Source organism: Wenyingzhuangia sp. IMCC45467, from assembly GCF_054111205.1.
In genome coordinates, this window is the sequence record NZ_CM134196.1 from 288,226 (window position 1) to 305,953 (window position 17,728).

Consider the following 17,728-nt stretch of genomic DNA (forward strand, 5'->3'; position numbering starts at 1 on the left):
AAAACCGAATAGAAAATCCGCGAGGATTTTCGTAAATAGGCTAGAACCAAGCAATAAATTATATACAGTGTTGTAAACAGTTTTTATTCGTTTATTTTTGAAATTCCGATTTCCTTAAATCCGTCTTTCATTGGTTTTAATAAACTATCTTTTCGATTAATCAAATATTCAGTCGTAAAAACCTTATGAGTTAATTCGCTCAAATCACTTCTTTTTAGAGTAAGTCGATTGTCAACTATTTCATAATTTCCTTGATAAGTACAGCTATAATCAGCACGATGATATGAAGCTCCGAAAGAACCATTCTTAAAAAGAACTAATGATCCGCTGTTTGGTGTTCCTTCCATTTCCACAAAAGCTACTAACGATTCTTCAGTCCAGAATTTTTTGTCAGTCATATCCACTAAAAAATACCACATTACTCCAAAGAATAGGGTAATTATTAAAGGAATAAAATCAAATTTCTCTTTCTTTTTTTTAATTCGAATTAGATTCCGAATTGCTAAAACGAATACTATTAAAATTAAAAGTCCGATTATAAAAAGAGAGCTCAAAAAATTGCCAAGACCTGAACAATAATCGTCAACTGGAAGAAATTGGAAAATCAAATAGATTCCAATTAAACTTATAATTCCGTATTTGATTGTGCGTTTTCTCAAATTGTTTACAACGGTTTTGGCTAGGCTTTGTGCGGGATTGAAAATCGGCCAGATTTTCGAGTACGGACTAAGCCGAAGCTTTTTGTTTGGATTTGTTTCTTTTGGTTTGAACTAAGCCAAATCAACAAGATTTGGCGACTTAGTAAATATACACAAAACTTTGAAGTAAGCACAAAACCCGCATGAAGTTTAGCCGGTGTTAGGTAACGTTATTTAATTTTAAATTTCTTTCTTCCAGTTTGAATTGTTTCTTCTATGCTTGTAGGTTTAAAATTCTTACAACGTTTTAATAATATTTCATTAATTTTTTCTTCGGCTTTAAGAAATTGTTTTTGTTCATAATCAGTTAATTCAACCTTAGTACTTGTTTTTAAATAATGGTCACTCCATAATTTCACATCTACATAATCAATTCTATATTCAGTTATATAATTAACTAGTTTAATCAATGTTATAATTGATAAAATAGTTAGTATGATTAATAGAGGAACAATAATTTTTACATTATAGTGATATTTACTATCAAGGTTAAAGATAACTGTCGATAATTGAACTATTGATCCAAAAATTATCAAAAAGAATCCAGCAATTTCATTGTATTTTTGAAATATCATAGATTTAAAATGTTCGTCGTTTCCAAACATTAATTGTGTTCTTGCTACAAGATCAGTGTCTTTTTCTGAAAAAAAACCACGTGCACCTAATAAAGCACCAACTATTATAATTAAAATTCCTAAAGAGTTTAATATTTCAGATATTGTCATTTTTGTAGTTATGTTACCTAACGGTTTTGGATAGGCTTTGTGCGGGATTGAAAATCGGCCAGATTTTCGAACACGGACTAAGCCGAAGCTTTTTGTTTGGTTTTGTTTCTTTGTTTATCACAAAGCCAAATCAACAAGATTTGGCGACTTAAGTAAATATACACAAAACTTTGAAGTAAGCACAAAACCCGCATGAAGTTTAGCCGGTGTTAGCTAATGTTTTTTATTTGTATCAATTAAAGAAATTTCTAAAGATTGATATTATCTTAATAATATAACAAAATCTATTATAAATTAATTACTCAGAGTAATAATAATACTATTCTAAATCTGTATCAGATATTTCATAAGTAAAGACATAGTGGTGTTTCGAAGTCTTTTTTATTATCCAGTATTTATCAACATTATAAATGTTTTTACCTAGAGTATTCTCTTGAAAAATTTTCAATAATTCATTTGATGAACTTTTGATAGATATAGAATCATAGTTAGATAAATAAAGTAAAGGAGCACCTCCAATATCACAACTTGATTCAACAAAATTAATTTCACTTTGTTTATTTATTTCTATTGTTTTTCTTGAAGATGAACTTTCTACTAGTATAAGAGTTAAGTCTAAATTAGTTGAGTTTTTGATTTTGTACTCAGCACAAACTTCAGGATCACAACTATAAAATACGAATGTAATTAATAGTAAATAAATTATTTTTTTCATAGTATTAATTTAAGAATTATCAAATGAGATTTACCTAATAAAGTTATCTAATTAGGTTATTCATCATTGATATATTTTCTTGTTTACTTAAAACTAAAATATATTAAATTTAGTTTTCTAACATTAGTTTAATGTTAATTTTTTAGTATAATATACTGTAGGTGTGTTGTTTATGGTTTGTTCTGAAATATTAGCTAACGGGTTTGTATATGAAAAGTAGCGTATTTTACATACTAATTTTTCGGATTATAACAGACCATTAATTTATTTATTTATTTTCTTTCGTACAAGCAATTAAATAGCTATTTTTTATATACGTTGTTGTACACTGGCTTTTCTTCATTCAGTTTGCCTGTCAGCGTTCGCAAAGACATACTTTTTTGTAATTTTTGGCCTTCGTTTTGGCTGGTGTGAATTGCAAATGTGTATGGCTTTTAGCGTTGGCATTATCCTATCTTTTTATGATTCGTTTTCAATGAAATTTAAAAGTTTAGCAATGTTTAAATCATTAGGTTTAGAATTTATTAAATTACTTGTAAATCTTACATTTGAAACTTCTTTAGGAATATTAATAGTTTCAATTTTTGGAATATCCTCTGAATTATAAAACTGTAAAGACTCTTTAGCTAATTCGTAATCGAATTTGATTTCATTGACCCTTTCCACATCAACTCCTAATGTTGAATAAGTCAAAAGGTGCAATTTCTCTTTTTGCTTTGGAAAAGCATCTAATTTGCCGCTAATTTTTTTTAGCAATTCAAATACACTTAATCCTGCTATACTCGTGTTTAAAAGAATTGATGCAATGATGATTTTAGTATTACCTACAGGGTTTAATTGAGCTATGCTAAAATGATGAGTTCTTGATTCAGTTACTGAACTTTTAACTTCTATCCTTAATTTATTAAAGCTAAAATCAAATTTCTCTTCGGGAATGCTGTGCCAACCCAAAATGATTTTTTCAGGAGTACTAGACTGCTCTATTAAAAATAATTCACTCCAAAGCCCTTGTATGGATTTTTTTGGAGGTTCTTTTATTGCCTTAAATAATTCGATGAATTTATCTACAGTCTGTCTTATTTTCTTATTGGATGGACTTTGACCAAGTGATTTTATCAATACTTGGCAAGTTTTCAAGAAAATATCTTTTACATCATCATTTTGACCAACATAGGAAACAACAGAAAAGTTATTGTGGTTTATTTTTTTATCAGTTTCAATTTCGCATTTTACATTATGTGTTACCTTGATGTTAAATAGATTCTGATTTGCAACAAAAAAGTCTTGTTTTTTTTCTGAAATTAATATCAAAAGACTTGGGTTATCATTGAAATCCTTAGCTATTCTATGGTTCTCATATCCTATAATGGCTTTTGCTGAAAAGCTATTGGAACTTGGCTTTTTAGGTAAAGGCAGTTCATCATATATTTCCTTTAAATCAAGCATTATCTTTAGAAATTAATGATTGAGAAAGTCGAGCAGGAATCCACACGGCTATTGAAATTATGTTTTCATAATCAGTATCACGGAAATCAAGATTATGAATTTGAACCGTTACAAAATCATCAGATTTTATTTTTTCGTCTCCAGGATATATGACTTCACCTGTTCTTGGGTTTTTACCTTGAAATAATTGCTGTATTTCATCTTTTTTCAAACGCCTTGTTCTTGAATCACCTTTGGCTATCAGATAAACAAAACTGTCTTCGGGAGGAAACTCGTCAGTATATAAATCAATTACAGATTTTAGATTTGTATAAGTAGTAGAATCATTCTGTCTTGTAAACTTCAATTCATTTAACAAATCAGTGAACAAGTCTTTTAAAGGTAGTTTTGCAACAAGATGTTTTTGTTCTTCGGTTCTATCTGTGTGTCCTTCATCTTCTACAAATAATTCCTTGTATTTTTCATTAAACGAATTAACTGTGGATCTATTGCTTTCGATTATTAGATCACTATCATGCGGAGCTCTAATTCTAACCCATTTATTGCCAAATGTGGTTCTTGTTAAATCTTCGGATAGTACATTCTTTCTTGTTAGTTTGAACATTTCATCAAGGACAAATCTTCTTTCCAATTCGTTTAGGTGTTGTCCCGAAAGTTTATGTTCTAATAGTTTCTTTCGTATATCTTCTTCATGATTAACATATTCGCTAAACAAGTGTATGTTTTCTGCATCAAGATATACTCGGCAATGCCCTAGATAATCTTTTTTGTATCCAAAAAAACGGGCTCTTTGTTGTAAAGTATCAGCGTTTGCAACTCCTTTATTTCTTGGCATATAAGTTATTGTTAAGCCTTCAACAGTAAAACCTCTGTCCATAGCCTGACCACCGACAAGAATGAAAGAATAATTACTGCTCCAATCTACTGAACTACCAGCTTTTGAGTTAAGTTGTTCGACAGCTGTACTGCTAATATTATGCCCCAATGTTTCTAAAAGTTCTTCAAAAGGCTGAACTTCAGTAGCGTTTGCTTTTAGGTCTTTGTATGCCTCTTGGAACTCTGAAATAATTTGTTTTTTGCTTTCGTCATTATAAGGTCTTTCTAATAAGATTTTACCCCAAAGGTTTTTTATGTGAGTAACCCATTCATAATAAATTCCGTGGTCATCTACTAAACGAGATGGATGCACCATCATTGAGCGATTTTTAGGATTTCCTTTTCTATCTCCAAATAAATGTCCTGATGTAACACTTAAAAAGAATGTTCGCATTGCTTCTTTCAAAGTTTCAGGTGCTTCATCAAAGATGTTATCGTCACTATATATTTCGGAATAAGGAATTTGTCTGATTATAAAATGGTTTTCCAAACAAAATGCACGTCCACCTGTATACTTACCTCCAGGAGTTAATAGTTGGATAAAATTGGGAGAAAGGTTATCAAAAATATTTATGAATAACGGAGCTTGTGGAGTGGCGGTATATTGAATAAAGGTATGATGTGGTAAGATGTTTTTTAAATCTCTTATTCTACCATAAATTGTACTCATTTCCTGTTCAGTATGGATGCCAGTTTCTTTTGCTCTTTTAGCATTGGAACTGGCTTTGGTGTTCATACTTGCTTGGTCTCCCTCATCATCAATTATCAAGGTCGGAACGTGAGATAAATCAAGTTTTTTGAGTACTGCTAGTAAGTTTTTTAAATGACTCGTATTTTTCATAACTGTAATCAGCAATGTTTTTTTGAAGTCATCAGGAGTATTGGCTTTTTTCCAAGTTTGAAGTTCTCTTTGGATAGTGTTTTTGTCTTGGGGATTTTTATTTGGGTCTTTTGGATTGTTTAGCATTACCCATTTTCTATGAAATCCTTGATTAACTCCTAAATCGTTATGAAGTCTGTTAAAGGACTGGTTAACCAAATTGGTTGAGATTCCTGCAAGTACAATCACAATTTGATAGTTGTTGTCTCTTGCTAATGCTGTTAGAGTTGTAAAAGACAGTGTTTTTCCACTTTGAACGTAACCAAAAACAAGACCAGTATCATCATTGGTTGTTTCTTCGGGATCACCACACAACTTCATAATGTGGTAAGTTTCTTCTTTTACTTTTTCTTTAGCATCTATGTCATAACCAAATACCTTATTCAATAGTTTTTCAGTTTCTTCACCATATTGAGGTGTCCAATTATCGTTACTTGGTGTGTCGGACATAATATTTATATTTTCAGTTTCAGGCATATTTTACAGTTTAGATAAAGAACCAAGTAAAAGTTCGTTCACATTGTTTCTTAATTCTGATATTGGAGCTCCAGATTTTTTTACAATTATTTCTGATAAACCTAATGCTACAACAATTCGTAAAAGAGGTTCAATCACCTTGTAGTCATCTCCTGCAAACTCAACCATAAAAGGATGAATTAAGGATAATCTAACTCCAATATTCTTGTAATTCGGTGTCTTTTCAGGAATTAAATGGTCTCCAACTTGAATGAGTTCATCAATGCTTTCATCATACGATAATTCGATATGTACCATATAGTCAATATTGGAAATATTCAATGGAAACTTTTTGTGATAGGATTTAGAAACCTCCTTAAGACTTGGTTCTTCAACTCTATCGGGTATAGGTTTTGTAATAACACTTTGAACATCTTGTGAGATATTATCTTTAATTTTATCGGTTGTGTTGTCAACCACCTTTTTGGATACTTCTTTGTATTTTTTTGCACTCTCTCGAACTCGATATCTATCAGCTTGCTTTAGAATTGGTATTGAGTTTTCACCTTCCAATTCATCTTTAAGAATTTCTAAAAACGCTTCCATATTGTCATCCCATTGAAAACCATCTTTTGTATGACTTACGTTAAAACCTTCAAGGTGGAGTTCTCCAAAAAGTCTTTTGTACCTATGACTACCTAAAGAGCCAGAAAGAGCAGGAGGTCTAAAGCCTTCATCATTATCCGCGCTTCCTTCAATTACTCTTCCTCTTCTAAATAGCGCAAAACCACTATCTCTGACAGACATTGTTTCCATAACTGCAACAAACCCCTTCGCTCTTAATCTGCCTCCATTATGGTCGTCTCCAAAATCGAAATCAACTTCTTGTTTCCAATTAACATTTTCTCCAGTGGGAGTTTCAAAATATGGAGTGTTTAAAATTTTGGGTGTTTTGTAGCTTAATTTTTCACCATTTATGTATAAATCTAAAATGTCTTTTCTGAAAAAATCTCTGTAAATACTCGCCAAATGTCTTTTGACTTTTCCTAATCCTCTGCGTATAGGCATTTTTTCTTCTATATCAAATAAAGTAATTAAAGTATAGTGAGAGTTTGGATTTGTTTGTTTAATTTCAATTTGTAGTTCTTGAATTTTATCTTCTACAATTTTAGAAATATCAAAAGATACTTTACGTTCTACATTTTCACCAAGAGCAGTTGTTTTTGCTTGCCATCTATTAGAAAACCAGCAAGCTGCAGATTTCATACCCATTCCAAATTCAGACAAACGAGTATTGTCAGGTGGTAATTCTGCTGTCCTAAAAGCTCTTTGATAATCATGAGAATGAATCCCAGCTGCGTTATCCTTAATAGTTATTTTTTTATTATTTGTGTCAAATTCAATATCAACTCTTAATTTGAAATTTTCTCCTTCAACTTTTCTTAACTCATCTTCATTTTTTAAGTAGCTATCTATTGCATTGTCAACAAATTCAGCCAAAGCATAATAAGGCTTATAGTTTAGGTGTTTTAATACTGAAAGAATTGTAACACCAGGACGAATGTTTACATTATTCAATTCTTTCATAATCTAGTTCATTTGGTTTGTTTGACTTTATATTCAGTCCGTTTATTACTTCTGAATTACCATTAAGTTTATTGGCCAGAGGCTCTTGTTTAATAAGTTTTTCTGCAATTAACCTAACAATAGTTCCGTTTACGGCATTTCCCAATGCAGAGAAACAAGTGCCAATATTCTCTGGTAATTCTATTCCATTTAAAGATTGGATGCGAGCTCCTTCTAAAGGAGTGATATACCTCTTTTCCCAACTAATAATTGGGATTTGTGTGCTAACCGTTACTAATGAAGGGAAAAAGTCTGTTTTTTTAATTCTTACTCCAGAACCCCTAAATTGAATTATATATTTATATAAGTCTCGTTCACCTCCTTGTACGTTCCATTCAAGTTTTTGCCAACTTGAAATCTTTAGATTTTCAATTTTCTTTATTGTAGGTTTTAGAATGTCTTTATATTTTTCATAAAATGCTCTGTTCTGTCGTATGTAATTTTTTTTCCAAGATGGAAATTCTCTCTGTTCAGTTCGAGCATAACTTGGTAAGTTTGCAAATTTATCTTGTCGAGACAAACCTTTCAAGTCTATTCCAAAAATTCCTTTTGTATTTGCAAGAGCTTTAGTTGAAGAAGCAAATGGAGTTTTTTCCTCAAATGGATATGTAGCTCCAAATTCCATACTCCATATTGGAAAGCTTGGAAGTTTGTGTTCTTTTGGAATTTTAGAAATGAACTCTTGCCAAATATCAATTACTTCAACTTTTTCATTTTCTAATTTCCTAGCATTGATAGGGTTTTTATCTAGATACTCAAAAATGCTAGTTGTATTATTCGTGGTTTTTAACCATTCAAAATGGTCCAAACCATCACTAGAGCCAACGATGAAAAGCCTTTCTCTATGTTGAGGGATTCCAAAATTATGCGGTGAATATATTTTCTTGTCAATTTTGTAATCTAGTCTATTCTCGAGTTGTTCCTTAATATAGAACCAAGTATTTTCGTTATCGTGACTTATAAGGTTTCTAACATTTTCAAGTATAAAATACTTTGGTTTGTGAAACTCTAAAATATCTACAATTTTATCAAAAAGAGAACCATTTCTTTTGTCTAATAGTCCATCTTGTTTTCCAGCTTTTGAGAAAGGTTGGCAAGGGAATCCTGCACATAAAATATCAAAATCGGGAATATCTGAAACCTCAATTTTAGTAATATCTCTATTTACTTCAATTTCAAAATTTTTCTCATATAGTTCCGCTAGGTTTATTCTTTTTTCACTTGCAAATACACATTCGTGTCCGAGTTTTTCGAGGGCAATATGAAATCCACCAATTCCTGCGAATAAATCAATAAATCTCATTTATGTTTTTAATTTCTATCATTAATATTTTTTTTCTCTTGCTCAATTAACAAAAATAGGAACTTCAACTTTAAATCTATTATAGTATTCCTTATTTCGTTACGAGTTTTGGCAAAAAACAGTTCTTTTGGTTTTTCAGTGTTGGATTTTGTATCGGAAAAACCAAATGTGCTGTTTGAACGTTGGTTTCAGAGCTTGTGTACAACGGTTTCGTATAACCGTCAGTTACGGGTTAAATTAGCGATTATTTTCGGATTAAGCACAAGCCATAGCAATTCCGAGTGGATTCGGACGTAGTCGAATCCGGCGTAATTGCGGTTATACATTGTTGTGCATAGTTATTTTTTCCATATGCCAAATTCATTTCTTATCAAACTCAAAAGTTCATTGAAATAAATCAGTTCGTCTACGTCTGGATAATATTTTAAATAACTTTCAGGATTTCCATAATCAAGTTCGTTTGATGTATTTTCCGTTCTTATTTGAACTCGATAACCAATTCCATCCATTATTTGCTTAGATTTCCACATTAATTGATATTCTCCGTCAACTAATTCAACATTTCCACGCTCTCTCATTTTATATTTTATTTCAGACATATTCGGCAAGAATTCTACATTGGTTCTTAAAATACTATTCCAAACGAATTCCATATCGTTTTCCGATTTCAGGGTTCGTTTTTCAGTTCTTAGTTCCGCTTGTCTTTGAACCTTTGCGTAATGCTGATAAAATTCCGCTGTCCATTTTTTAGATTCGTCTTTGAACATTCTAAAAAGTGATGAATAATTGGTTATTCCACCACCTGCGTAAATTCGGATTTCAGAGTCCAAATTCAAGGAATCAGATAGTTTTAAATCAGAATTAATTCCGCTTGTATTTTGTGCAGAAATTCCAATCGAAAATAGAAATATTAGTAAAATCTGGATGTTTTTCATAATTATGCACAACGGTTTTAGCTAGGAAACGTAGCGAGTTGACTAGCAATTAATTTTCAGACTAAAACTACACAAAATAAATAGAAAACCAACTTTAGTCATTCACAAAAAAGCTATGTTTTTTAGCTGTTGTTAACTTATGCAATTTTTCAAACTGAAAAATTCACTAGGATAGAAGAAGTTTCCAAAATACCCGCAACGACTTCAAAATCGCATTGCTATGATAGTTTCAACGTTTTGCTTGTAAATATTCATCGATTAAAGACAAATTATCAACGAAGCGATTTTAGCGTACATTTCAGCACTTAACTTAGTGAAACAACTTTTCGTTTCATTAGATATTTTTCAAATAAAGAGCAAAGAAATATTTATATGATTTTCACGTACACTTCAACACGTAATACAAGTTTACAAATCATTATCGGCTAGAGAAAAATTATCAATTACTGAAGTTTTTCCAATTCATTTTTTACGCAGACAAAAGGCTTTTTTCAGCTCAAAAAGATAAGTTTCGTTTTGATTTTTTTTGAGTGAGCACTGGTTTCAAACTTATGAATACCGTTCAATTTAAACATCCGCGTAAATTTCGACAGAAATTTCAAGGATTGTTTAAGTTAACGGTTTTAGCAAGGAAACGTAGCGAGTAAACTAGCAATTAATTTTCAGACTAAAACTACACAAAATAAACAGAAAACCAACTTTGATTAAGCACAAAAAAGCTATGTTTTTTAGCTGTTGTTAGTTTATGCAACTATTTCATATTTAAAAGTTCATTAGGAGAAAATAAGTTTCCCAATTATCCGCAACGATTTTCATCTTGAGTTGCTACGATAATTTCAACGTTTTGCTTGTAGATATTTATCGGTTAAAGACAAATTATCAACGAAGTGATTTTAGCGTACATTTCAGCACGTAACTCTATAAAATTCTTCATTTTCTACAAGTATTTTTCAAATAATTAGAGAAGAAAATATTGTTTAATTTTTACGTACACTTTAACACGTAACACAAGTTTTCAAATCATTATCGGCTAGAGAAAAATTATCAATTACTGGATTTTCCCAAATTCATTTTTTAAGCAAACAAAGGTTTTTTTCAGCTGAGAAAGATAAGTTTCGTTTTGATTTTTTTTGAGTCAGCACTGGTTTCAAACTTATGATTACCGTTCGATTTAAATAACTGCGTAAATTTCGACCAGAAATTTTCGTGGTTGTTTAAACTAACGTGTTTGGCTAGGCTTTGTGCGGGATTGAAAATCTGCGGATTTTCGAACACGGACTAAGCCGAAGCTTTTTGTTTGGATTTGTTTCTTTGGTTTTCACAAAGCCAAATCAACAAGATTTGGCGACTTAGTAAATATACACAAAACTTAGAGAAAGCACTAAAACCCGCATGAAGTTTAGCCGGTGTTAGGCATTGTTTTTATTTAATTTATATATCAATTTCGATAGCTTAATTCCAAGTCCAACTAAAATAAATAAAATCCCCAAAGTTTCATCAATATTACCAAGTATATTTATTCCGCTAATTTCTTTTTCTATTTTATTTCTTTCGTCAATTAGCTCATTGATTTTCTCTAATTCTATTTCAATTTCATCAATATCATTGTACTGATTTAACATATTATCCGTTACTGATGGGATTTTAGGGATTGCTTTAAATTCATAAATATCTACTTTCTCCAATATTTTTTTTACTTCCCTAATCCAATCACAAGTTTTTTGTCGTATTTCATTCCGATTATTCCATTCTTCGTCAGATAAATATTTTGACTTTGTATATGGTAAACAATAATAATTTGTGTTCAAATGTCCTTTTAAAAATCTAAAATCGGCATTTATCCAATTTTCTTTTTTTTCCAATTCAAATTTTTTCTTTGAATCCTGATTTTTTGAGATAATTGCTAAAGTCCCAATAATTGCTATTATCAGTAGGAATAACTCATTCCATAAAAAAAACTTACTTGAAGGTGTTTTTAAGTATTTATAAATTCCTAACGATACTAAAACAGTCACAATGATTAGTGTAAAAGCGTAGTATGGATTAGTAATAAATTCTACCATATTTTTGAGTTATATTCTTAAATAATGCCTAACGGTTTTAGCTAGGAAACGTAGCGAGTAAACTAGCCGATTAATTTTCAGACTAAAACTACACAAAATAAACAGAAAACCAACTTTAGTCACTCACAAAAAAGCTATGTTTTTTAGCTGTTGTTAGTTTATGCAACTATTTCATATTTAAAAGTACATTAGGAGAAAATAAGTTTCCCAATTATCCGCAACGATTTTCATCTTGAGTTGCTACGATAATTTCAACGTTTTGCTTGTAGATATTTATCGGTTAAAGACAAATTATCAACGAAGTGATTTTAGCGTACATTTCAGCACGTAACTCTATAAAATTCTTCATTTTCTAGAGGGATTTTCAAATAAACAACAAAGAAATCTTTATATGATTTTCACGTACACATCAACACGAAACACAAGTTTTCAAATCATTATCGGTTAGGGAAAAATTATCAATTACTGGATTTTCCCCAATTCAATTTTTACGCAAACCAAGTTTTTTTTCAGCTGATAAAGATCAGTTTCGTTTTGATTTTTTTTGAGTCAGCACTGGTTTCAAACTTATGATTACCGTTCGATTTAAATAACTGCGTAAATTTCGACCAGAAATTTTCGTGGTTGTTTAAACTAACGGTTTTGGCTAGGCTTTGTGCGGGATTGAAAATCGGCCAGATTTTCGATTACGGACTAAGCCGAAGCTTTTTGTTTGGTTTTGTTTCTTTTGATTTTACAAAGCCAAATCAACAAGATTTGGCGACCTAGTAAATATACACAAAACTTTGAAGTTAGAACTAAACCCGCATGAAGTTTAGCCGGTGTTGTGTGTAGCTTTATTAAGTTTAAATTTTATTTTTTCAACTACTTCTGAAGCTTTGTTTAAATCACAATTTTTCAAATTGTATCTTTTAGGAACTTTTTCATAGAAAAAAAATATTTCATTGTCTTCTTTTATAGGTCCTCGAAATATTTTAGAACTGAGCGATAAAAGGAAATCAAGTATAGTCAAATACCAAATAATTTTTTCTTTCTTTAGTGTAATTTCATTAAGGCTTTCGAATAAGTAGATTTCATTCTTTTCTTTGTCAGTAATTATTTCAAAATGATTTTCAGCTAAAACTATTTCAAATAAAGGATTCTCACGCAATGTGAAAAGTTTCGAGTTATGACTAAAGTTATATTTCAATTTAGTGTTATTAATTTAATTTTTTAGAAAATATTTTTTACAAGTTATGTCTTGTTATTTATACATTTTTTTCAGATTATAGATTCGTGAACTTTGTAATTAATCTTAACATTTTTCTTAGTTACACACAACGGTTTTAGCTAGGAAACGTAGCGTTTAAACTAGCCGATTAGTTTTCAGATTAAAACTACACAAAATAAGTAGAAAACCAACTTTAGTCACTCACAAAAAAGCTATGTTTTTTAGCTGTTGTTAACTTATGCAATTTTTCAAACTGAAAAATTCACTAGGATAGAAGAAGTTTCCAAAATACCCGTAACGACTTCAAAATCGAATTGCTACGATAATTTCAACGTTTTGCTTGTAGATATTCATCGATTAAAGACAAATCATCAACGAAGCGATTTTAGTGTACATTTCAGCACGTAACTTAGTGAAACAACTTTTCGTTTCATTAGATATTTTTCAAATAAAGAGCAAAGAAATATTTATATGATTTTCACGTACACTTCAACACGCAACACAAGTTTACAAATCATTATCGGCTAGAGAAAAATTATCAATTACTGAAGTTTTTCCAATTCATTTTTTACGCAGACAAAAGGCTTTTTTCAGCTCAAAAAGGTAAGCTTCGTTTTGATTTTTTTTGAGTCAGCATTGGTTTCAAACTTATGATTACCGTTCAATTTAAACATCCGCGTAAATTTCGACAGAAATTTTAAGGATTGTTTAAGTTAACGGTTTTGGCTAGGCTTTGTGCGGGCTTGAAAATCGGCCAGATTTTCGAACACGTACTAAGCCGAAGCTTTTTGTTTGGTTTTGTTGATTTGGTTTTACAAAGCCAAATCAACAAGATTTGGCGACTTAGTAAATATACACAAAACTTTGAAGTAAACACAAAACCCGCATGAAGTTTAGCCGGTGTTGTGTGTAGTTTTTTATTTGGATTTTAATATTTCAAAAACAGATTCAGCTATATTCATGTCACATCCTTTCAAAAATATTCGCACTGGAATATCGTCATGAAAAAAACGTATTTCATTTTTATTTTTGTCTAGTATTCCAAAACCTCCTCCACTTAAAAGACTTAATGGAATAAGTAAAAATGAACTTATCCAATTAATTTTCTCTTTTCTTAGCGATAGCTTTTCAATAAGGTTAAAATAATATGTTTTACTTTGTTCAGGATTTAAGCTATCAACGACTTTAAATTCGTTTTTCTTTATAAATATTTCAAAAGGTGGATTTTTCCTCAAAGAATAATGTTTTTCCATTTTATGTAATTGTATTGTTAAATCTTATTATTTTCATACTCAGTATATTCCTCAGGAAATTTCAATTTACCGTTGATTTTTTCCTGATATGAAATTATATCTTTTCCAAGATTTCTAACTCTCCATTTTTGTCAATTTCTTTAATTTTCCATATTTGAAAATTAAGTAAAATAATGGGGTGATTCCACATAAAATTATTGTTAAAACTAAAAATATTTTTACGATATTTTTTGATTTTCGGAATTACACACAACGGTTTTAGCTAGGAAACGTAGCGAGTTAGCTAGCCGATTAATTTTCAGACTAAAACTACACAAAATAAACAGAAAACCAACTTTAGTCGCTCAAAAAAAAGCTATGTTTTTTAGCTGTTGTTAGTTTATGCAACTATTTCATATTTAAAAGTTCATTAGGATAAAATAAGTTTCCCAATTATCCGCAACGATTTTCATCTTGAGTTGCTACGATAATTTCAACGTTTTGCTTGTAGATATTCATCGATTAAAGACAAATTATCAACGAAGTGATTTTAGCGTACATTTCAGCACGTAACTCTATAAAATTCTTCATTTTCTAGAGGGATTTTTCAAATAAGCAACAAAGAAATATTTATATGATTTTCACGTACACTTCAACACGCAGCACAAGTTTTCAAATGATTATCGGCTAGAGAAAAATTATCAATTACTGGATTTTCCCGAATTCATTTTTTACGCAAACAAAGTTTTTTTCAGCTCAGAAAGGTAAGCTTCATTTTGATTTTTTTTGAGTCAGCACTGGTTTCAAACTTATGATTACCGTTCGATTTAAATAACTGCGTAAATTTCGACCAGAAATTTTCGTGGTTGTTTAAACTAACGGTTTTGGCTAGGCTTTGTGCGGGAAGAAAATCGGCCAGATTTTCGAACACGTACTAAGCCGAAGCTTTTTGTTTGGATTTGTTTCTTTTGGTTTTAACTAAGCCAAATCAACAAGATTTGGCGACTTAGTAAATATACACAAAACTTTGAAGTTAGCACAAAACCCGTATGAAGTTTAGCCGGTGTTGGCTAACGTTTTTTCTAATAAGTATTCGAAATAGAGTTTACTTAATGTTTACTAGCTATTTTAATATCGTTTAATAATTCGTTCAATTCACTTTCTTTTTCAGGAAATAATAGTTTAGCTCTTTCATAACGTCTCATAGCTTCCTTACAATTTTCGATATTATCTTTGGAGTCACATATCTGTATTAAAGTCCATATCAATTTAAAATGAGCTTTGTAGCCTTCAGGGTAACTTTTAATAGCGGATTCATAATTTTGGATTGCTATTTTCCATTTTTTACTTTTAGCGTACATTTCACCAATTTTTAAACTAAAATAATATTCGTTTTGTAATTTAATTTGAGTTTTATTAGGTTTCACATTTTCATGGTTACTAAAGAAATTTATATAGATGAAAAATGAAATACATAATATTGCAAGAGAAGAAAATAAGTATATACTTTTTATTGTTTTTTCTTTTTCAATAATTCGTTTTTCACGTATAATTTTTAGTTCTTCTTCTGAAGTTTCTTTTATTTCAAATTTTGATTTTTTTTTGATTTTTTCATTCAAGTACTTTGATTTTTCTTTAAACGAATTTTTATTTTTCAATAAACTTCTATTGTTTTTCGAACTATTGTTCATGAATTGCATAAATCCACCGCCTCCACTCATAATTTCAAAGTTTTATTTTTCATGTTTGCCAACGGTTTTGGCTAGGCTTTGTGCGGGCTTGAAAATCGACCAGATTTTCGAACACGGACTAAGCCGAAGCTTTTTGTTTGGATTTGTTTCTTTGGTTTCACAAAGCCAAATCAACAAGATTTGGCGACTTAGTAAATATACACAAAACTTTGAGAAAGTACAGAACCCGCATGAAGTTTAGCCGGTGTTGTGCTTTCGTTATTTTCTTATTTTCCTAAGAATTTCTGGTATCTCGTCATAATCTGTATACCAAATAATAGAAACTCCTAATTCCCTCATTATTTCTTCATTTAGGTTATGATGTCTGTCTAAAAATTTTTTTGCACCATCGATATTATCAATTACTTGCTCTTCTTTTTCTATAGTAAATTCATCAACAGTTAACCTTTTCATAAATGCAAAATGTCTAGTTTTATCAGTATTTCGAGAAGCAATATCTAAAAGTCTTCTTAAATTAGGGTCAGTCATTGAAAGTCCTACCATTAGACAGTGATTATCTCTAAGGTTTGATAACTGTACTAAATTTGACCAATGATATGAATCAGAATAAATTAAATGGTAACCTTCTTCAGAAAACACCAAAGTACTTTTATCTAATCCTTCATATAAATCTGTATTTTCCGGCAAAAAACCGTGAACGTGATAAACAGGAAGTTCGTCAGGGTCATTAAAATCATTATCTGAATAAATACTGTGATGTTGAATCGATTGAGTTTCAAGTTGTCGTTCTATTAAATCATCAAAATTGTAAGTTACGACAGCTTTTACCTTAGCACCTGTTCTTAAAGGCATACACATTTCTGCTATTGAACGGATTAATTTTGAATCAATTCTTTTTGAAGTGTTTCTAAGTTTATATAGATTCTGCGTAATTGTTTTTGTAAATTGTTCAGATTCTACTCGACTATTATCTAAGCCTTTTCTCAAATATCTAGCAGCCATTAATGCTGAAGGTTCATCAATTTTATTTAGTCTTTCAACTATTTGATTAATGTCAGAATCGTTAATCTTAGATTCGTTATCAAATTCATTGGTTAAATAGGTTACAAAAAGTGAATTAAGTAATGTATTCCAATCAGGCATTCCTGCACTACTTGAAACACCAGCTCCTAAAAAAAATGAGAATTGTCCTTTTTTATAAAGTAGTCGAAGTATGTTGATTTTTTCTTCTCTTTCTTTTCTCCAATCTTTTTCACTTTGAACTACAGCAGATTCTATTCTCAATGAAAATAAATTATTTGCAATTTCGTTTGCTTCTTTTCTGTTTTTAGAAACTATTTTATTAATTTCCTCTGGACCCCAAATAATAATTTTAAAAGGGTATTTTTCACTTTCAGATATATGAGAAATTCTTTCTTTAGTTCTTACCCTAAGATGTTGTGGTGTTATGATTAGGATGTTTTCAGTAATTTCTGATTCTGATATTCTATTTTGTAGATGGATAAATTGCTCTAGTAACCTATTTATTGGATATCTATCAAGATTGAATTTGATTTCAATTTGAGTAGTTCCCTTAACATCTTCTATTCCTTCAGGTGCATAGGCATCAAAACCAATTCTTCTTGAGTGTTGGAAAAAAGGTTTATTATTCTTTTCAAGATGAACTTTTAATAAGTTCAAAACAAAGGTTTCAAAAGTGTAATAACCACTTTTACTATTGTCTAAATCAATTTTTTTTAAAATATCGTCTATTAGCATAGTTTGGTTTTAATGAAGCACAACGGTTTTGGCTAGGCTTTGTGCGGGATTGAAAATCGACAAGATTTTCGAACACGTACTAAGCCGAAGCTTTTTGTTTGGATTTGTTTCTTT

The 17,728-nt window shown here is 30.4% G+C and carries 13 protein-coding genes; all 13 read right to left on the minus strand.

Annotation, left to right across the window (positions count from 1 at the left end; translation table 11 throughout):
* Positions 1 to 83: 83 nt before the first annotated feature.
* Entirely contained in the window at positions 84 to 659 is a 576-nt protein-coding gene (locus tag ACXGQT_RS01315; RefSeq protein ID WP_457829628.1) for a hypothetical protein, read from the minus strand.
* Positions 660 to 868: 209 nt separating this feature from the next.
* Complete coding sequence (locus ACXGQT_RS01320; protein WP_457829629.1) at positions 869 to 1,423, minus strand: hypothetical protein; 555 nt, start codon at positions 1,421 to 1,423, stop codon at positions 869 to 871.
* Between the two features lie 319 nt (positions 1,424 to 1,742).
* Positions 1,743 to 2,138 carry a hypothetical protein gene (locus tag ACXGQT_RS01325; RefSeq protein WP_457829630.1) on the minus strand — a complete coding sequence of 132 codons (396 nt, stop codon included), beginning with the start codon at positions 2,136 to 2,138 and terminating at the stop codon, positions 1,743 to 1,745.
* 459 nt (positions 2,139 to 2,597) lie between these two features.
* Complete coding sequence (locus tag ACXGQT_RS01330; RefSeq protein ID WP_457829631.1) at positions 2,598 to 3,584, minus strand: PD-(D/E)XK motif protein; 987 nt, start codon at positions 3,582 to 3,584, stop codon at positions 2,598 to 2,600.
* Positions 3,577 to 5,790 carry a Z1 domain-containing protein gene (locus ACXGQT_RS01335; protein WP_457829632.1) on the minus strand — a complete coding sequence of 738 codons (2,214 nt, stop codon included), beginning with the start codon at positions 5,788 to 5,790 and terminating at the stop codon, positions 3,577 to 3,579. The genes ACXGQT_RS01330 and ACXGQT_RS01335 overlap by 8 nt, the downstream gene beginning before the upstream one ends.
* A gap of 30 nt (positions 5,791 to 5,820) precedes the next feature.
* Positions 5,821 to 7,383 (minus strand): ATP-binding protein, encoded by a 1,563-nt coding sequence (locus tag ACXGQT_RS01340; protein ID WP_457829633.1) that lies wholly within the window; start codon positions 7,381 to 7,383, stop codon positions 5,821 to 5,823.
* The gene (locus ACXGQT_RS01345) at positions 7,367 to 8,725 is read right to left on the minus strand and encodes a DNA cytosine methyltransferase (RefSeq protein WP_457829634.1); all 1,359 of its coding nucleotides are present in this window, start codon (positions 8,723 to 8,725) and stop codon (positions 7,367 to 7,369) included. The genes ACXGQT_RS01340 and ACXGQT_RS01345 overlap by 17 nt, the downstream gene beginning before the upstream one ends.
* Positions 8,726 to 9,063: 338 nt before the next feature.
* A complete protein-coding gene (locus tag ACXGQT_RS01350) occupies positions 9,064 to 9,660 on the minus strand; it encodes a hypothetical protein (RefSeq protein WP_457829635.1) in 597 nt (198 codons plus the stop codon).
* Between the two features lie 1,409 nt (positions 9,661 to 11,069).
* Positions 11,070 to 11,723, minus strand: coding sequence for a hypothetical protein (locus ACXGQT_RS01355; protein ID WP_457829636.1), 654 nt, complete (start codon positions 11,721 to 11,723; stop codon positions 11,070 to 11,072).
* An 814-nt stretch (positions 11,724 to 12,537) separates the two neighbouring features.
* Complete coding sequence (locus tag ACXGQT_RS01360) at positions 12,538 to 12,873, minus strand: hypothetical protein (protein WP_457829637.1); 336 nt, start codon at positions 12,871 to 12,873, stop codon at positions 12,538 to 12,540.
* A 977-nt stretch (positions 12,874 to 13,850) separates the two neighbouring features.
* A complete protein-coding gene (locus tag ACXGQT_RS01365; RefSeq protein ID WP_457829638.1) occupies positions 13,851 to 14,186 on the minus strand; it encodes a hypothetical protein in 336 nt (111 codons plus the stop codon).
* A 1,088-nt stretch (positions 14,187 to 15,274) separates the two neighbouring features.
* Positions 15,275 to 15,886 carry a tetratricopeptide repeat protein gene (locus tag ACXGQT_RS01370; protein WP_457829639.1) on the minus strand — a complete coding sequence of 204 codons (612 nt, stop codon included), beginning with the start codon at positions 15,884 to 15,886 and terminating at the stop codon, positions 15,275 to 15,277.
* Positions 15,887 to 16,114: 228 nt separating this feature from the next.
* Positions 16,115 to 17,614, minus strand: a complete 1,500-nt coding sequence (locus tag ACXGQT_RS01375; RefSeq protein ID WP_457829640.1) for an SIR2 family protein — start codon at positions 17,612 to 17,614, stop codon at positions 16,115 to 16,117.
* Positions 17,615 to 17,728: the final 114 nt, after the last annotated feature.

Coding starts and splice junctions, on each gene's coding strand:
- ACXGQT_RS01330 (WP_457829631.1), bottom strand. CDS start 3,584: ATGCTTGATTTAAAGGAAATATATGATGAACTGCCTTTACCTAAAAAG.
- ACXGQT_RS01345 (WP_457829634.1), bottom strand. CDS start 8,725: ATGAGATTTATTGATTTATTCGCAGGAATTGGTGGATTTCATATTGCC.
- ACXGQT_RS01365 (WP_457829638.1), bottom strand. CDS start 14,186: ATGGAAAAACATTATTCTTTGAGGAAAAATCCACCTTTTGAAATATTT.
- ACXGQT_RS01370 (WP_457829639.1), bottom strand. CDS start 15,886: ATGAGTGGAGGCGGTGGATTTATGCAATTCATGAACAATAGTTCGAAA.
- ACXGQT_RS01375 (WP_457829640.1), bottom strand. CDS start 17,614: ATGCTAATAGACGATATTTTAAAAAAAATTGATTTAGACAATAGTAAA.
- ACXGQT_RS01350 (WP_457829635.1), bottom strand. CDS start 9,660: ATGAAAAACATCCAGATTTTACTAATATTTCTATTTTCGATTGGAATT.
- ACXGQT_RS01355 (WP_457829636.1), bottom strand. CDS start 11,723: ATGGTAGAATTTATTACTAATCCATACTACGCTTTTACACTAATCATT.
- ACXGQT_RS01320 (WP_457829629.1), bottom strand. CDS start 1,423: ATGACAATATCTGAAATATTAAACTCTTTAGGAATTTTAATTATAATA.
- ACXGQT_RS01325 (WP_457829630.1), bottom strand. CDS start 2,138: ATGAAAAAAATAATTTATTTACTATTAATTACATTCGTATTTTATAGT.
- ACXGQT_RS01340 (WP_457829633.1), bottom strand. CDS start 7,383: ATGAAAGAATTGAATAATGTAAACATTCGTCCTGGTGTTACAATTCTT.
- ACXGQT_RS01335 (WP_457829632.1), bottom strand. CDS start 5,790: ATGTCCGACACACCAAGTAACGATAATTGGACACCTCAATATGGTGAA.